Raw genomic sequence first — 15,901 nt, forward strand, 5'->3', positions numbered from 1 at the left:
ACAAATAGAAAAAAAAGGAGAAAAATATGGAACCTTTAAAAGGTGTAAAAGTCGTTGACTTAACAACTTATTTAGCGGCTCCTACCACCGTTCGGGTGATGGGGGAATGGGGTGCCGATTTAATTAAAGTGGAAGCCCCAAAAGGCGATCCTGCCAGAGAACAAGGTGCGGTTTTTAACATGCCTTTTACTGATGATGAGAACCTGGCGTTTGACGTTGCAAATATGGACAAACGATTTATTACCATCAACTTGAAAACCGAACGTGGGATGGAAGTTATGCATAAGCTGTTATTGGAAGCAGATGTATTTGTAACCAATACTAGAACCAAAGGCTTAGTCAAACTGGGGTTGGATTATGAAACTCTTAAAGAAAAATTTCCACGACTTATTTTTGCCCAGGTTACAGGCTATGGCGAAAAAGGCCCGGACAAAGATAAACCGGGCTTTGATGCAACCTGTTATATGGCAAGAGGCGGTGTTTTAGGTACAACTGTAGATAAAGGCGGATCTCCCATGAATCCACCGAATGGGTTTGGCGATTTTCAGGTTTCCATCGCTCTTTTAGCAGGAATTTGCGGGGCTCTTTACAATCGGGAAAAAACAGGAAATGGAGAAAAGGTAACCGTTTGTCTTCAACATGCGGCATCATTTATGCTCAGTGTCGCGATGATTTCAGCTCAGTACGGCAACCAATATCCAAAGAGCCGCAGGGAAGTGGTCAACCCATTTAATAATTGTTATCGAACCCGGGACGAAAAATGGGTAATCATGTGCTGTCCGGAATATGATCGTGATTACAATAAGATCATGGCTTTATTAAAACTTGATGATATGGTGGATAATTCTAAATACATCAATTGCGCAAAGCTAAATGCAAATAGACTGAACAGTGACGTCATTGACAAACTTGATGGCGCGATTGCACAAATTAATCGTGTGGACTTGGTAAAAATGCTTTCAGAAAATGAATTGCCCTGCGAAGCTGCCAACGAGCCGTTGGATGTCTATGAAGATGAACAGGTTTGGGCAAATAATATTCTAGCCAAAGTCGATTATCCTTCTGGGAAGCGAATGGTTCCTACCAATCCGATTATTTTCGAATCGATGCCGGAACCACGGCTGGAAACCTGTAAATCCCAGGGAGCTCACACTCAGGAAATCATGAAAGAACTTGGCTACAATGATGCCCAGATTAATGAATCCATCGATCAGGGAGCAGTAACCGGATTAAAACTTCTAAAAAAATAAAGGAGGGTTGAAATAGATGAGTTTATTATATACCGAAGAACAAAAAGCACTGATTGCACTTGTAAAAGATATGGCAGAAAACGAAATCAAGCCATATGTTCAGGAATTGGATGAAAAAGGTGAATGTCCAGGAGAGTTATTCAAATGGGCTTTTGATATGGGGCTGCATATGCTGGAAATTCCGGAAGAATTTGGGGGAACCGGTTTAAGTTATGAAACCACAGCCATGATTTTTGAGGAATTGGCAAAAGTTGATGCCGGTTATGCCATTACATTTGTAACCACATTTGTAGCTTTAAGAAATGTAATCCTTTCAGGTTCACCGGAACAGGGAAAATACTTTGCAGATATTATTGGAAAAGGCAACTTTGCCGCATTTGCATTAACCGAACCTAACGCCGGATCTGATCCTGCCGCACTTCGAGGAACGGCCGTTAAAGATGGGGATGACTACATTTTGAATGCAACCAAGACCTTTATTACCAACGGTGAGATAGCTGCCCTATTTGTAGGGTTCTTTAAAACCGATGTAAAAGCTGGTCATAAAGGTATTTCAGCCTTTATTATTGATGCGGATGCACCAGGAATAACCATTGGTCAACATGAAAACAAAATGGGCCTGCGACTTTCAAATACAACAGATGTTACTTTTGAAAATGTTAGAGTACCAGCTTCCAGCATGGTTGGAGCAGAAGGTTCCGGTTTTAAACTGGCTTTAAATGCCTTAAACTTATCAAGAGCGTTTGTTGCTACTCTGGCAGTTGGCATTATGCAACGCGCTCTGGATGAATCAGTAAAATATGCAAAAGAAAGAAAACAATTTGGGAAACCCATTATCAAGTTCCAGATGGTTCAGCAGATGCTTGCCGATATGGCGATAAAAACTGAAGCATCCCGAGTGCTTGTGAATAACACCATGCGAATGATGGATAACGGCAGTTTGGTTCGAAAAGAAGGATCGATTACTAAAACTTTTGTATCTGATTGTGCTCAGGAAGTGACTTCCAATGCGGTTCAAATTTTTGGTGGGTATGGGTACAGCAAGGAATACCCAGTCGAAAAACTGATGCGGGATTGCAAGGTGTTTCAAATTTTTGAAGGCGCCAATCAAATCCAGAGAATGACCATAGCAAACGAATTAGACAGAGAATACAAGTAAGGAGGAGCGGAAATGAATATTGTTGTTTGTGTAAAACAGGTTCCGGATACAACCGAAATCAAAATTGATCCGATAAAAAATACATTGATTCGTCAAGGTGTTCCCAGTATTATGAACCCATTTGATAAGAATGCATTAGAAGAGGCGATTCAGTTAAAAGAACAGTATAGCGGTTCGGTTACGGTCATTTCCATGGGCCCGGAACAAGCTAAGGCAACTCTAAGAGAAGCCCTTTCCATGGGTGCGGACAAAGCTTATTTAGTTACGGATCGTGCTTTTGGGGGATCAGATACCTATGCGACCAGTTATATTTTGTCCAAGGTGATTGAAAAGCTGGGACCATTTGATGTGATTTTGGGTGGAAAACAGGCCATTGACGGAGATACGGGACAAACAGCACCTAGTATTGCAGAACATCTGGGAATTGCCAGACTGACCCATATACGGAGTATGAAAATCGACGGAAATAAGTGCGTTGTGGAAAGGGAAATTGAAGAAGGAATAGAGATTGTAGAAGCAAAATTACCGATTCTATGTACCGCAACAAAGGAAACAAACAAACCGAGATACGCCACAATTAAAGGTAAAATTGACTCGCTGAAAGCGGATATTGAAAATATTACATTGGCCGACCTACCCAATATGGATATCACAAAAATTGGATTAAAGGGATCGCCAACCCGAGTTAAATCAACTTTTATACCAGAGCGAAAATCAAGCTGTGAAATGCTTGAGAGCGTTAACCCCCGGGAAACGGCGAAAGTGCTGTTTGGCAAACTGGCAGAAGCGAAAATACTATAAGAAGGAGGGACATAATATGGATTTGAAACAATATCAGGATGTGTGGGTATTTATCGATTGTTTCCAGGGACATCCCAAAGATGTTGGTTATGAATTATTAGGGCAAGGCAGATTATTAGCGGAGGCATTAAAACAAAAATGTTGTGCCGTTATCATCGGCGAAAATGTTGATGAAGCGATTAAAGGAGCGACTGAATACGGAGCAGACATCATTTACGTGGTACGCGGAGAGGAATATGCAAACTATTCAGCCGATGCCTATGGTCATGCATTTTTAGAACTGTGCGAAAAATATCATCCTAATACGATCCTCATCGGTGCTACAGCAAATGGAAGAGACTTGGGATCTAAACTTGCGATTCGCTTGAAAACAGGATTAACGGCGGATTGTACAGCATTAAGCGTGGAAGAAGATACTGGGAATGTGGTTTGGGAAAGACCAGCTTTTGGGGGGAATCTTTATGCCCGAATTCTATGTAGTGAAACGCGACCACAAATGGGAACAGTAAGACCGGGGGCTTTTAAAAAACCGCAGAAATGTCAGAATAAACTTTCAGTGATGATTCGAGAAGATATTCGAACCAAACAAGAAGATATTTTAACAAAGGTGATCGATTTTATTAAAGCAAAAGATGAATCTGGTATTAAACTGGAAGAAGCTGAGTATATTGTAGCCGGTGGCAGAGGATTAAAAGGAGCAGAAAATTTTACCATGCTTAAGGAACTGGCAGATCTTCTAGGGGGAAGTGTTGGTGCATCCCGAGCAGCAGTGGATGCTGGATGGATACCTCAAAGTAAACAGGTTGGTCAGACCGGAAAAACCGTTACCCCAAAAGTTTATATTGCCTGCGGTATTTCAGGAGCAGTGCAACATTTAGCAGGTATGACCGAATCAGATACCATTATTGCCATTAACAAGGATGCTTCTGCACCAATTTTTGAAGTGGCTGATTATGGAATTGTGGGAGATGTATTTGAAATGGTACCGGCCATGATTAAGGAAATGCGTATTGCAAAGAATTTAGAACAATAGAATTTTATAGGTAATTGAAAAAGTACGGTGAGTTTTGGTATTTGTTTAAAAAAATACCAGAGCAAAGTAGTTTTATCTTTTTAGATTTATCAATGGTCAAATAAAATTCTAATATGAAAGGGGATTCTCATGAGTGATGGAAAAAAAACTAACGTAAGATGGGCTGTGGCAGTTGTTCTGGCGCTTTCATTTATGGTTATGTTTATGGGAAGAACAGTCTTCTCAGTTTCAGGGAAATCGATTATGGAGGCATATGGCTGGTCTTCCGCACAGTTTGGTTATGCTTCAACGGCATTTTTTATTGGTTATATGATTACAATGGTCCCATCAGGATCAATCGCCGATAAATATGGAGCAACAAAGGTGCTCATTATCAGCTTACTACTCTCAGGGGTATTTACATTCTTTACTCCGATTATCGGGGTTACCATGTTCTTGATGATATTAGTTCGTATTCTTGAGGGTGCTTCGCAGGGATGTATCGTTCCCGGTGCCATGTCAAATTTAGGAAAATGGTTTCCTAAAAGAGAATTTGGGGTTGCTTCTGCATTAGTTCAGGCAGGTTGTCCATTGGGTTCAGCACTTAATATGTATATTGCAGCAGCGATGCTGCCACTGATTGGATGGAAAAATTTATTCTATATCTACGCAATAATCTTTCCGGTATGGTGTATTATCTGGGTTCTGGTAGGAAAATCGTCTCCCAAAGAACATAAAAAGGTTAATCAGAAAGAAATTGAGTGGATTCAGCAGAGACCTGAAGGTCAGGAAAATATAAAACCGGTCGTCCTTACAAAAGCGGATATTTTTAAAACTCCGGCCGTATGGTTAATGTGTTTATCTTATGGGTGTGCGGTTTATATGTACTTTTTTGCGACGACTTGGCTTCCAAATTATTTCACCATCGGGCGTGGAATGAGTATCAGTGCTGGTGCAACGCCATTTATTGTCGGTTTTTTCGCTTATTTTGTGGGCGGATTTATCGCAGATGGGGCTTCCAAAAAATTTGGGGATAAGATCGGTCGAAAACTCGTTCAGGTTATTGGCATGATTGGCGCGGCAGTGTTGATTTTTGTTGGAGCAAATGCGACTGATCCAACATTAGTTATTGCTGCGGTATCATTATCATATGGCTTCCTGTGCTTGACAATGGGCGGTTACTTTTCCGTACCGGCATCCATTTGTCCGGCCAATGTGGGCGTATACTCGGGATTAGCTGGGATTATTGGTGCAGTAGCTGGGGTTCTTGCACCAACAGTAACGGGATTGGTTGTTGATGCAGGATTAAATGCTGGTGCCAGCAATGCTGTAGCTTATGGTTATGCATTGTGGGTTTGTGCAGCAGTATGTATCGTCGGTTCTATTCTTGCTTTGGTGGCAAAAATTGAACCGATAAAATCACAGAATATTTAATCTGCAGAACTTAAATTAGGAATAACTGGGAGGCAGTACTGGTGTTAAGTGTGTCAAGCTAAGAGCGTACCGATTAATTTTCGGTATGATTTAAAAGTTGGTAGTTTGTTAATGCTCTCATCAGTACTGATTTTGAAACGGTTGTTTTATAGGCACTCTTTTTAAATAAAAAGGGGATGAAGGAAGAATGAAAATAAATGAACATCAAAAAGAATTATATGAAGAATCAGGCTACTGGGGTAAAGAAACACTGTTGGATTATTGGAGTGCGTCGGTAGCAAATAATGGCGAACGTGAATTTGTTGTAGATGATCAGGGAGATCGTTTTACATACAAAGAGGTGGATGATCAGGCAAATGCTATTGCAACTTATATGAAAAAGATTAAAATTAGACCCAGTGATGTTGTTTCTTTCCAGGTGCCTGTTTGGAGTGAATTTGTTTTAATTACCATTGCCTGTTTAAAAGTTGGTGCAGTTATTAATCCGATTGGGTTGTGTTATACCGGAAAAGAGCTGGAATATCTCTTGAATTTGTCCCAAAGCAAAATTTTCTTTTGTCCAACCTGGTATCACAAAACAAACTACGAAGAAATGATTCAATGTTCAAGAAAAAAGATCCGTTGTCTTAAACATTTGGTGTTATTGGATAATCAGAAGGAAAAGTTTACCAAGTCCATCACTTTAAAAGAAATTCTAAGTGAAAAAGCAGCCTTAAAAAATAATAGTGATCTTGTAAAAAAAGCAAAGAGTAATGATGTTGCCGCCATTCTTTATACATCTGGAACTACTGGAGGCGTCAAGGGTGTTATGTTGACGCATAACAATATTATTTTTAGTGAGAAGTATTTCAACAAAGCTCTGAAATTGACAAAGGATGACATTATATTTATGCCGGCTCCGCTGAATCACGCCACGGGTTTTCATCATGGGATCATTGCGCCGATGTTAATAGGTGGGAAAGTAGTGTTACAGAGTAAGTTTGAAAGTCAGCAGGCCATTAAACTGATCAATCTTGAAAGATGCACTTATTCCATGGGCTCCACGCCATTTATCTATGACATTTTAAAAGATATAAAAAACGGAAATGAACAACTGAACACACTCAAATTTTATCTTTGTGGAGGAGCACCCATACCTGGTGATATGGTGGAGTGTGCATCTAAATATGGAATAAAATTGTGTGAAGTTTATGGCTCCACTGAAAGTGTTCCTCACGTGTTCGTTAGGCCGGAAGAAACACTAGAACTAATGGGGACCACATCGGGAAGGCCGATGGAAGGTATCGAAGTTCGAATTGTGGATGAGAAAAGACAGGCTGTTACGCCAGGAACCATTGGTGAAGAAGCATCAAGAGGACCGAATGTTTTTGTAGGTTATTTGAATGACAAATTGGCTACTGAAAAAGATTTGGACGATGAAGGCTGGTTTTACAGTGGCGACTTATGCGTGGCAGATGAAAAAGAGAATATCAAGGTAATCGGTCGTAAAAAAGATATTATTGTTAGAGGGGGAGAAAACCTTAACACAAATTATATCAGCGATTATGTTTCAAAACATCCTGATGTTTTAGATCAGGCAGTCATTGCAATGCCAGATGAACGCCTTGGAGAACGAATTTGTGTTTATGTTGTATTGAAAAAGGGAAAAGAATTTTTGGACCTAAACGAGCTTTTGGATTACATGCAAAAGAAAAAAATACCGAAACGCTATTGGCCGGAACGATTGGAAATAATTGATAAAATTCCAAGAACAGATAGTGGAAAAGTAAAGAAAAATCAACTGCGAGATGATTTAGAAAAACGGATGCAAGTATTGGGGGAATTGGATTGCAAGAAAAAAAATTTGGCATAAAAAGATCAAGAGCAACTACAAAACCAAAGGCTGGATATTTTGAGGTTGCCTTTTATCAATGCGAAAATTGCAAAAGCATCTTTCAGAGTATCACGACAACAATCCAAGATGGTCTCATTTGTTGTAATAAAGAAATGGAAAGACTAAAGACAAAAGATCCTTCAGAAATTGCAAACAGTGTTTTGATCAATTATCGAATTGTTGGTGGATATAATGATAATGCAATTGAAGTAACCTGGGAAATACTCAAGAAAAAGGATGCCATTGAGTGGATTTATATTAAAACGTTTACAGGCGGGCAAATTAAATACATCACAAAACAAAGCAAGACATCTGTTATATTTGCTCTAGCAGATGAAGACGCGTATGTGTATTGTGATGAAGATCCTTGTTTGGAATGTACCTTTCGGTGTAAACGCGGGTTTGAAATATATATATATTTGAATAAAAGCGGATTAATTAAAATACCCATGGATAGAATGCAGGCAAACTGGTAACTTATCAAGGTAAATTGCACTCGTTTTCAAGTACATAAGAAATAAAAGCATTTACATGCAATGTATGGTAACTATCTTTATTATAGACCATATAAATAAGTCGAGCATCAAGGGGAATATCCAGTTTAATTATTTTCAAACCGCTAAATTGGTATAAAAATGGAGTTTTAGCAGTAATTGCTGCATTGTCAGTATTGGATATCACGCCGCCAATGGAGATTTCATCATCATAAGCATAGAGTGCTTTAAGATGGTTTGTTTTGAGGTATTTACTGATTGTCTTTCCAATGGGCAAAGATTGACGGTAAGTAATCAAGGGATAACCGGAAAGCTCTTTTAGGCAGATTGAATCTTTTTCTGCCAGGGGGTGATTGTTATTCACCAGTAAAATGAGTTCCTGAGCCATAATAGGGTGAAATTCCAGATTTTGTTTATTTTCAATATAGGAGCAAAAACCAACATCATATTTTTCGGATTCGATACCTTCAATCACATCCAGAGTCATACCCTGAAAGATATTGAATTTTGTTTTCGAATCAACATTTTTCAGGTAATCATTAATAGCCACTGGGAGAAAATCGCCGATGAGCGTTGGAATACATCCTAAATCAATAACCCCGCCATATGAACCGGATTTTTCTCTTGCTTTTTCAATACCCTTCTCCAGTTCGGTTAGAGCGGAACAAACATATTGATAAAATCCTTTGCCATATTTGGTTAGCTTAATATTTCGCCCATGATGTTGAAACAGGGCAATGCCGAGCTCTTCTTCAAGGGAAGAAATAGAACCGCTCAAACTAGGTTGGGTTATAAATAATTCTCTTGATGCTTGGGTGTAATGTTCTAATTCAGCTAATTTTTTAAAATAATATAGTTGGTTAAGATTCATAAGGGTTCTCCAATAGATAGAAGTTTAATCATAAAAATCATGTGTTAAAGTGGTAAGAATCAGGTGATGAAAAAGAATATATAAATATTAAACAAATATAATCTTTAATAACATAATATCATAAATATGTAAAGTAATCCAGATAAAATGACAAGTAATTTAAACGTTTAATTAAATGTAAATAAAAAATATTAAGGAGAATTATGATGAGTCCGAATATCGGAAATAAAAGATGGAAGATAGTGTTTCTGCTGACTGTGTGTTATATGGTTTTGTATATGGATCGCTCATGTATGTCAATGGCTGGTCCCTCTATGATGAAATATTTCAATTGGACGGCAACTCAATTTGGTTTAGTTTCCACTGCTTTTTTCATCGGTTATGCCTGTACTCAAATACTGGGGGGATGGTTGGCGGATCATTTTGGTGGCGGTAAAATTGTTATGTTCGGAGCAATATGGTGGTCCGTATTTGTTTTTATCACGCCGTTTGGTGCAACACTTGGTCTGATGATTGCTATCCGCATTTTTATGGGAATGGGAGAAGGCGTTTCCTTACCCGCAATGTCCACGATTATTGCACAATGGATTCCTAAAAAAGAGTCGGGATTAGCTTGGGGATTAAGTATTATGGGGGTTTCCATTGGGATTGCTTTGGCCATGCCAATTTCAGCCTGGATTATCAATGTCTGGGGCTGGGAAATGGTATTTCATTCGTTTGCTTTTCTTGCTCCAATTTGGGTAATAATCTGGTGGAAACTCGGAAAAAATAAACCCGAAGATCATCCCACAATTACCAAAGAAGAAATCAGATATATTAGATCAGACCAAGGCGTTCAGTTAGACGAAAGTGGCCAGGTTGTCAATTTAACATCAAAGGATATATTTTCCACACCGTCGGTATGGACGGGTGCCATTTCATTTTTCTGCACCAATTATCTATTTTATTTGTTTATGACCTGGTTGCCAACGTATTTTGTCAAGGGTCGTGGGTTTGAAATGGGTACGAGCGCAATCTATACCATGATGCCCTATATTGTGGCAACATTTACTTATCCGTTGGGTGGTTGGTTGGCTGATAAAGCGGCGAAAAAATTTGGGCATAATATGGGAAGAAAACTGTTCCCTTTATTGGGGATGATCGGAGCCGGTATTTTATTAGTACTGGGATCTCAGGCGCCAACGCCTGTTGCTGCAGTTGCCTTTATATCGGCATCAAATGGATTACTCTGTTTGACAATGGGTGGATATTATTCCATGCCAATCGTTTTTTCACCAAAAAATGCCGGAAAAATTACCGGTCTTTACGCAACATGCGCAACCATTGGGGGAATAGTAGCTCCGTTATTGACAGGGATTGTTGTTGATAATTATGGATATAATTATGCACTATATTTAGGAGCGGGTATATCGATACTGGGAGCTGTTATTTTATTGACGAGTCAAGTTAAACCCATTATTCCCATTGCTGAAAGAAACCGATAAGAAAAACGCATTAAAAAGACTGCTTTCGAACTCATTTTTCAGTACTAAAGATAGGAGAGGTCTTCGATACTAAGTCCAATGGAGAGAAATTTTCCATGGGCTTTTTTTCATCTCTCATACTTTCTGGTTTCGTCCCATAGTAAAATAGACTCTTCTTTGCGAATGATTTTTTTCTATTTCCCATCTGATTTTCTTGAATGCCTAATCATTTGTGTAAAATATTTTACCTTTCAGAGGTGATGCGGCAAATCTTAATGAAACTTTATTTTTGTTTAAATTATAAAATAAAGGCTATTTAAAAAAGGATAATATGATTTTATTGAGAATAAGAACTATAGAGGAGCTATCAAGGGGATAACTTCATTAGTAAAAAATAAGGAAAACATTAATGACAACATATTATTCAGATGAAGCAATCCAAGCGGTTGTAGAAGCAAATGACATCGTTGAGGTTGTTTCAGGTTATATGACCTTAAAACGTGTTGGCAATTCATATAAGGGAAAATGTCCGTTTCATAATGAAAAAACGGCATCATTTACGGTGTCTATCGAAAAACAATTATATCATTGTTTTGGATGCGGTGTTGGTGGAAACGTGATTACTTTTATTATGGAAATGGAAAAACTTCCTTTTGTGGATGCAATTAAATTTTTAGCGGCAAGAGTAAATTTGATTCTACCTGAAAAACAAAACGCATTAGAAGATCAGCAGGCATATGAGAAAAAGAAACGGCTTTATGATTTACATAGAGATGCGGCAAACTACTATTATAAATGTTTGAAAACCAACCAACAGGGACTGGCATACCTGTTCAAGCGTGGCATTAGTCGGGAAACCATTAAGAATTTTGGCTTGGGTTACGCAACCGCAGATTGGGATCATTTATTGGGTTATCTAAAAACAAAAGGTTATAGTATTGAAGAAATGATGGGATCAGGATTGGTATTGGCTTCTGAGAATAAGCATTATTATGACCGCTTTCGAAATCGGATTATGTTTCCAATCATTAATCCAAGAGGGCAGATTGTTGGTTTTGGAGGCCGGTTGATGTCAGGTGAGGACAAGGGTCCCAAATACTTAAATTCCCCAGAGACAATGATTTTTTCTAAAAGTTATGAATTGTATAATTTAAATCATTGCAAAAATTATTTAGACAATGGACAAATATTGATTGTCGAAGGGTACATGGATGTTATTTCGCTGTATGAAAAAGGAATAAAGAATACCGTCGCCGCATTAGGTACGGCGTTTACAGCCTTTCATGGGAAAATTCTTGAGCGTTATGCCAATGAAGTCATTATTACTTTTGATGGTGATAGTGCTGGAGCTAAAGCGACTGAAAAGGCAATGAATATCTTGAAAAATACCAATTTAAATGTTAAAATAGTAATCTTGCCGGAGAATGAAGATCCGGACTCTTATGTTCAAAAATATGGCTTTGATGGTTTTAATGATTTTGTCTCAAAAGCGTTGACGATTGTTGAATATCAGCTGGAATTACTGAAAAAAATGAACGATCTTTCGCAAACCGATGGACGGTTGAATTATGGAAATGAAGCCATAAAAGTATTAAGAAATCTTGCTACTTCAGTAGAGCTTGATTATTATAGTAAAATGGTTGCAAAAGAAACCGGTATCAATCAAGAAGTGATTCGTCGGGAGGTTATTCGGTCAAAAACAAATACCAACAATAATCAAACAGTGGAGATAAATGTCAACAAAAAAGAGTCGGCAGATCAAAAGATTCCAAAAGCATATAAAAAAGCGCAAGAATTAGTCATTCAATATTGTTTGAAATCACCAGAATCCATTTCGGAGCTTCCCTTGGAATATTTAACAGATGACTTTTATCAAAGGTTGCTGGCAAGTGCTTCAGAAAGAAAAAAAGCAAATGGCAAAATTGAAATAAATCAATTAATGGCTCATTTTGATGACTCTGAAGAAATTCAAAAAATTGTTGAGTTGATGATGAATGAGAAGGAAGTTTCCCAGATTGATTACCAGGATGCCCGGGAAATAATGAAGCGTTTTTATAATAAAGCGCAACTCAGTAAGCTTTCGGAACAAATAAAAAGAGCAACGACTAATGGCAACGATGATGAGGTGGCAAAGCTTACCAATCAATTAATTGAAATAAAGAAAATGATGAAGGATAACGGGAGGCACTAAGATGAAAGAAGAATTAAAAGAAAGCATAGATGTCGATGATGATGGCAATGAAATCGAAAAAATCGCCATCGAAAAAATGCCTGAGGTTCAACAGCTTTTAAAGCGCGGCAAGACAAAGGGAAATTTAAATAACCACGATTTCGAAGAAATTCTAGAAAAAGTAGAGTTGGATCCAGAAGAAATTGATTCAATATATCTGTTTCTTCAGAGAGAAGGAATTGAAATTGCTTTTTCTGATCTTGAACTCGAGGCTCTGGAAGCGGCTGAACTTGAAGAAGAAAATCAAAAAGAAATTGAATTAGCCGATTCAGTCAGTGTGAATGATCCGGTACGTCTTTACCTGAAAGAAATTGGCAAGGTGGCATTATTAACTGGTGACGAAGAAATGGCTTTGGCAAAACGTATGGAAGCCGGGGATGATAGTGCAAAAAAAGAACTGGCGGAGGCAAATCTTCGTTTGGTTGTCAGTATTGCAAAACGTTATGTCGGTCGTGGTATGTCCTTTTTGGATTTGATTCAAGAAGGAAATCTGGGACTGATTAAAGCGGTCGAAAAATTTGACTATACCAAAGGTTTTAAATTTAGTACCTACGCAACCTGGTGGATACGTCAGGCTATCACCCGAGCTATCGCCGATCAAGCGAGAACCATTCGGATTCCGGTCCACATGGTTGAAACCATCAATAAACTGATTCGTGTTTCACGACAGCTGCTTCAGGAGTATGGAAGAGAACCAACCCCTGCTGAAATTGGCAAAGAAATGGGCTTCACTGAAGAGAAAGTCCGAGAAATCCAAAAGATTGCTCAAGATCCGGTTTCATTGGAAACACCAATTGGGGAGGAAGAGGACAGTCATCTTGGCGATTTTATTCCGGATGAAGATGCCCCGGCTCCAGCAGAAGCAGCATCCTACGCCTTGTTGAAAGAACAACTCATTGAAGTGCTGAACACATTGACAGAGCGAGAAGAAAAAGTACTGCGTTTGCGATTTGGTTTGGATGACGGGCGAGCTCGGACATTAGAAGAAGTTGGCAAAGAATTTAATGTAACCAGAGAGCGGATTCGCCAAATTGAAGCTAAAGCTTTAAGGAAATTAAGGCATCCCAGTCGAAGTAAGAAGCTAAAGGATTATTTAACGTAAAATGAACAATAAATTAAGTCCACGTTTGAAAGTGATTGCGGATTGTGTTGCTGGGGTAAAAACCATGGCGGATATCGGTACTGATCATGGTTATTTGCCAGTTTCACTGGTCGAAAAGAATTTAGTATCAACAGCGATAGCCAGCGATACAAATGAAAAGCCGTTAGCAAAAGCAAAGAAAATCATCAAAGAGCATGGATTTGAAAAACGCATTGAGACCCGACTTGGTTCGGGTCTTTCTGTGCTTAAACCGGGTGAGGTTGAGGTCTTTGTTATGGCGGGAATGGGGGGGCTCCTCATTTGCGATTTGCTGGAAGCTGAGCGAGACGTTGCAAAAAAAACACCCAGAATGATCCTTCAGCCCATGAATAATCAGGCCGCACTGCGACGGTATTTAGAGGGAAATCATTACAAAATCATTAGCGAAGAATTAGCCCGGGAAGATGAACGAATTTATGAAGTGATGGTCGTTGAGCACGGAATAATGGTTTTTAACAATCCATTGGAATACGATTTAGGCTATCATTTTATGCAAAACAAACATCCATTATTGAAGGATCTAATCAATCGCAAGATTAGTCTGGAAGAAAATATTGTGAAAAATACCCGTGGAAAAGAGACTCCTTTTGCAAAAAAACAATTCGGAGACAGTAGTCGATATATTCAGAAATTAAATGAGGTGAAAAAATGTCTGTAAAGCTAAGTGATGTTATCAGATCAATCGAAACGGTCGCACCCAAAAATCTGGCCGAAGATTGGGATAATGTTGGTCTTCAGGTGGGAGCAAGTAAACAAGTCATTGAACGTATTTTAATAACCTTGGATGTAACCGTTGATGTGGTTGCAGAAGCTGTGGATAAGAAAGCTGATTTAATTATTGCTCATCATCCTTTTATTTTTAATGGGTTAAAAACATTATCAGCAGACTATCAAAAAGGACAAATAATCACTCAGCTGATTAAAAATGACATTGCCCTTTATGTTGCCCATACCAATCTGGATAAAGCAGAAAATGGCCTGAATGATTATTTGGCACATCTCCTGGGCTTGAAAAGTATTCAAACACTGGATCCATCAGACCCGAAAAGCTATTTTAAACTTGTCGTCTATGCTCCGGCAGAGGCAACCGATAAAATAATCGATGTCTTTGGAAAGAATGGCGCAGGATCCATTGGTGATTATGATTATTGTACCTATCGTTCATCTGGCATTGGAACGTTTCGGCCGCTTCAAGGAGCAAATCCCTTTATCGGCGAAGTTGATGCGATTACAAGTGTTGATGAAGATCGCATTGAGGCCATTGTGCCGGAAGAGTTATTAAAACAGCTCATACTACAATTGAAAAAGAATCATCCGTATGAAGAAATGGCATATGATATCATTCCCCTTGAAAACGGCAAATTCATCAATCAAAACGGATTAGGCAAAATCGGCAGATTAGAAAATCCGCTGAAATCGCAAGACTTTATTGATCATGTCAAAAAAATCTTGAATCTTCCGAGTCTCAGAGGGGCGGGGGTCATACCGGAAACGATTCGACGGGTTGCTCTTTGTTCAGGATCCGGTGCGGATATGATTGGCCTGGCCAAAGCGAAAAAAGCCGATGTTCTGATCACCGGGGATTTAAAGCATCATGACGGACAGCGAGCATTGGAAAATAATTTCTGGGTGTTGGATGCAGGACATTTTGGAACGGAAAAGTGTGTTGCTGAATGTTTTAAAGCGATCATTAAAGCGGGTTTAAAGGAAAATTGCCCTGAAATGATCATAGCAGAGGCTTCAAAAGACTTTATTATAAATTATTAGAACTTTATATTGAAATTTAGTGACAAAAAAGGTATACTATAGTGATTTAGTAAGTCAGATAGTCGCACCCGGGTAACTCCGGTTGAGGAAAGTCCGAGCTCCACAGAGCATGGTGCCGGGTAACGCCCGGTGGAGGCAACTCTAAGGCCAGTGCAACAGAAAGTATACCGCCAGCAATGGTAAGGATGAAAGGGTGAGGTAAGAGCTCACCAGCGATGTGGTGACATATCGGCTATGTAAACCCCACCTGGAGCAAGACCAAGAACGGACTTTAAAAGACGGTTGCTCGTCGTTGTCCTATGGTAGGTCGCTAGAATTTATTGGCAACAATAAATCGAGATAGATGACTATTTAAACAGAACTCGGCTTATAGACTTAGTAAATCATAATTGTCAATTAAGGGCTA

13 protein-coding genes and 1 other RNA gene are annotated in these 15,901 nt (G+C 38.9%); 13 read left to right on the plus strand and 1 reads right to left on the minus strand.

Going from position 1 to position 15,901, the window contains the following annotated elements:
- Positions 1–26 precede the first annotated feature (26 nt).
- The 7 genes from FZC41_RS12100 to FZC41_RS12130 all read left to right on the plus strand — a co-directional run bounded on the left by FZC41_RS12100 (position 27) and on the right by FZC41_RS12130 (position 8,005).
- Positions 27–1,250, plus strand: coding sequence for a CaiB/BaiF CoA transferase family protein (locus FZC41_RS12100; RefSeq protein ID WP_148567669.1), 1,224 nt, complete (start codon positions 27–29; stop codon positions 1,248–1,250).
- 16 nt (positions 1,251–1,266) lie between these two features.
- Entirely contained in the window at positions 1,267–2,409 is a 1,143-nt protein-coding gene (locus FZC41_RS12105) for an acyl-CoA dehydrogenase family protein (protein WP_148567670.1), read from the plus strand.
- 12 nt (positions 2,410–2,421) lie between these two features.
- Entirely contained in the window at positions 2,422–3,210 is a 789-nt protein-coding gene (locus tag FZC41_RS12110) for an electron transfer flavoprotein subunit beta/FixA family protein (RefSeq protein ID WP_148567671.1), read from the plus strand.
- 16 nt (positions 3,211–3,226) lie between these two features.
- Complete coding sequence (locus FZC41_RS12115) at positions 3,227–4,243, plus strand: electron transfer flavoprotein subunit alpha/FixB family protein (protein WP_148567672.1); 1,017 nt, start codon at positions 3,227–3,229, stop codon at positions 4,241–4,243.
- Positions 4,244–4,372: 129 nt separating this feature from the next.
- The gene (locus FZC41_RS12120; RefSeq protein ID WP_148567673.1) at positions 4,373–5,656 is read left to right on the plus strand and encodes an MFS transporter; all 1,284 of its coding nucleotides are present in this window, start codon (positions 4,373–4,375) and stop codon (positions 5,654–5,656) included.
- Positions 5,657–5,843: 187 nt separating this feature from the next.
- Complete coding sequence (gene fadK, locus FZC41_RS12125) at positions 5,844–7,508, plus strand: medium-chain fatty-acid--CoA ligase (RefSeq protein WP_148567674.1); 1,665 nt, start codon at positions 5,844–5,846, stop codon at positions 7,506–7,508.
- On the plus strand, positions 7,484–8,005 hold the full coding sequence (locus tag FZC41_RS12130; protein WP_148567675.1) for a hypothetical protein: 522 nt from the start codon (positions 7,484–7,486) through the stop codon (positions 8,003–8,005). The genes fadK and FZC41_RS12130 overlap by 25 nt, the downstream gene beginning before the upstream one ends.
- 4 nt (positions 8,006–8,009) lie before the next feature.
- Here FZC41_RS12130 and FZC41_RS12135 read toward each other — a convergent pair whose 3' ends face one another.
- On the minus strand, positions 8,010–8,894 hold the full coding sequence (locus tag FZC41_RS12135) for a LysR family transcriptional regulator (RefSeq protein WP_148567676.1): 885 nt from the start codon (positions 8,892–8,894) through the stop codon (positions 8,010–8,012).
- A 203-nt stretch (positions 8,895–9,097) separates the two neighbouring features.
- On the opposite strand from FZC41_RS12135, the gene FZC41_RS12140 reads away from it, so the two are divergent.
- The 6 genes from FZC41_RS12140 (at position 9,098) to rnpB (ending at position 15,881) form a co-directional block, all read left to right on the plus strand.
- Positions 9,098–10,378, plus strand: coding sequence for an MFS transporter (locus tag FZC41_RS12140; protein WP_205737075.1), 1,281 nt, complete (start codon positions 9,098–9,100; stop codon positions 10,376–10,378).
- 388 nt (positions 10,379–10,766) lie between these two features.
- Positions 10,767–12,548 carry a DNA primase gene (gene dnaG, locus FZC41_RS12145; protein WP_148567678.1) on the plus strand — a complete coding sequence of 594 codons (1,782 nt, stop codon included), beginning with the start codon at positions 10,767–10,769 and terminating at the stop codon, positions 12,546–12,548.
- Position 12,549: 1 nt separating this feature from the next.
- The gene (rpoD, locus tag FZC41_RS12150) at positions 12,550–13,689 is read left to right on the plus strand and encodes an RNA polymerase sigma factor RpoD (protein WP_420534736.1); all 1,140 of its coding nucleotides are present in this window, start codon (positions 12,550–12,552) and stop codon (positions 13,687–13,689) included.
- A gap of 1 nt (position 13,690) precedes the next feature.
- Positions 13,691–14,386, plus strand: a complete 696-nt coding sequence (locus tag FZC41_RS12155) for a tRNA (adenine(22)-N(1))-methyltransferase (RefSeq protein WP_148567679.1) — start codon at positions 13,691–13,693, stop codon at positions 14,384–14,386.
- Complete coding sequence (locus tag FZC41_RS12160; protein WP_148567680.1) at positions 14,377–15,495, plus strand: Nif3-like dinuclear metal center hexameric protein; 1,119 nt, start codon at positions 14,377–14,379, stop codon at positions 15,493–15,495. Before FZC41_RS12155 ends, FZC41_RS12160 begins: the two co-directional genes overlap by 10 nt.
- A gap of 46 nt (positions 15,496–15,541) precedes the next feature.
- Positions 15,542–15,881: RNase P RNA component class A (rnpB, locus tag FZC41_RS12165), an RNA gene on the plus strand.
- Positions 15,882–15,901 lie beyond the last annotated feature (20 nt).

The sequence above is a fragment of the Acetobacterium paludosum genome, from assembly GCF_008086595.1.
GTDB lineage: Bacteria > Bacillota > Clostridia > Eubacteriales > Eubacteriaceae > Acetobacterium > Acetobacterium paludosum.

Bases quoted from the DNA above. Each gene is read 5' to 3' on its own strand.
- FZC41_RS12100 (WP_148567669.1), top strand. From the start codon at position 27: ATGGAACCTTTAAAAGGTGTAAAAGTCGTTGACTTAACAACTTATTTA.
- FZC41_RS12105 (WP_148567670.1), top strand. From the start codon at position 1,267: ATGAGTTTATTATATACCGAAGAACAAAAAGCACTGATTGCACTTGTA.
- FZC41_RS12110 (WP_148567671.1), top strand. From the start codon at position 2,422: ATGAATATTGTTGTTTGTGTAAAACAGGTTCCGGATACAACCGAAATC.
- FZC41_RS12115 (WP_148567672.1), top strand. From the start codon at position 3,227: ATGGATTTGAAACAATATCAGGATGTGTGGGTATTTATCGATTGTTTC.
- FZC41_RS12120 (WP_148567673.1), top strand. From the start codon at position 4,373: ATGAGTGATGGAAAAAAAACTAACGTAAGATGGGCTGTGGCAGTTGTT.
- fadK (WP_148567674.1), top strand. From the start codon at position 5,844: ATGAAAATAAATGAACATCAAAAAGAATTATATGAAGAATCAGGCTAC.
- FZC41_RS12135 (WP_148567676.1), bottom strand. From the start codon at position 8,894: ATGAATCTTAACCAACTATATTATTTTAAAAAATTAGCTGAATTAGAA.
- FZC41_RS12140 (WP_205737075.1), top strand. From the start codon at position 9,098: ATGATGAGTCCGAATATCGGAAATAAAAGATGGAAGATAGTGTTTCTG.
- dnaG (WP_148567678.1), top strand. From the start codon at position 10,767: ATGACAACATATTATTCAGATGAAGCAATCCAAGCGGTTGTAGAAGCA.
- rpoD (WP_420534736.1), top strand. From the start codon at position 12,550: ATGAAAGAAGAATTAAAAGAAAGCATAGATGTCGATGATGATGGCAAT.
- FZC41_RS12155 (WP_148567679.1), top strand. From the start codon at position 13,691: ATGAACAATAAATTAAGTCCACGTTTGAAAGTGATTGCGGATTGTGTT.
- FZC41_RS12160 (WP_148567680.1), top strand. From the start codon at position 14,377: ATGTCTGTAAAGCTAAGTGATGTTATCAGATCAATCGAAACGGTCGCA.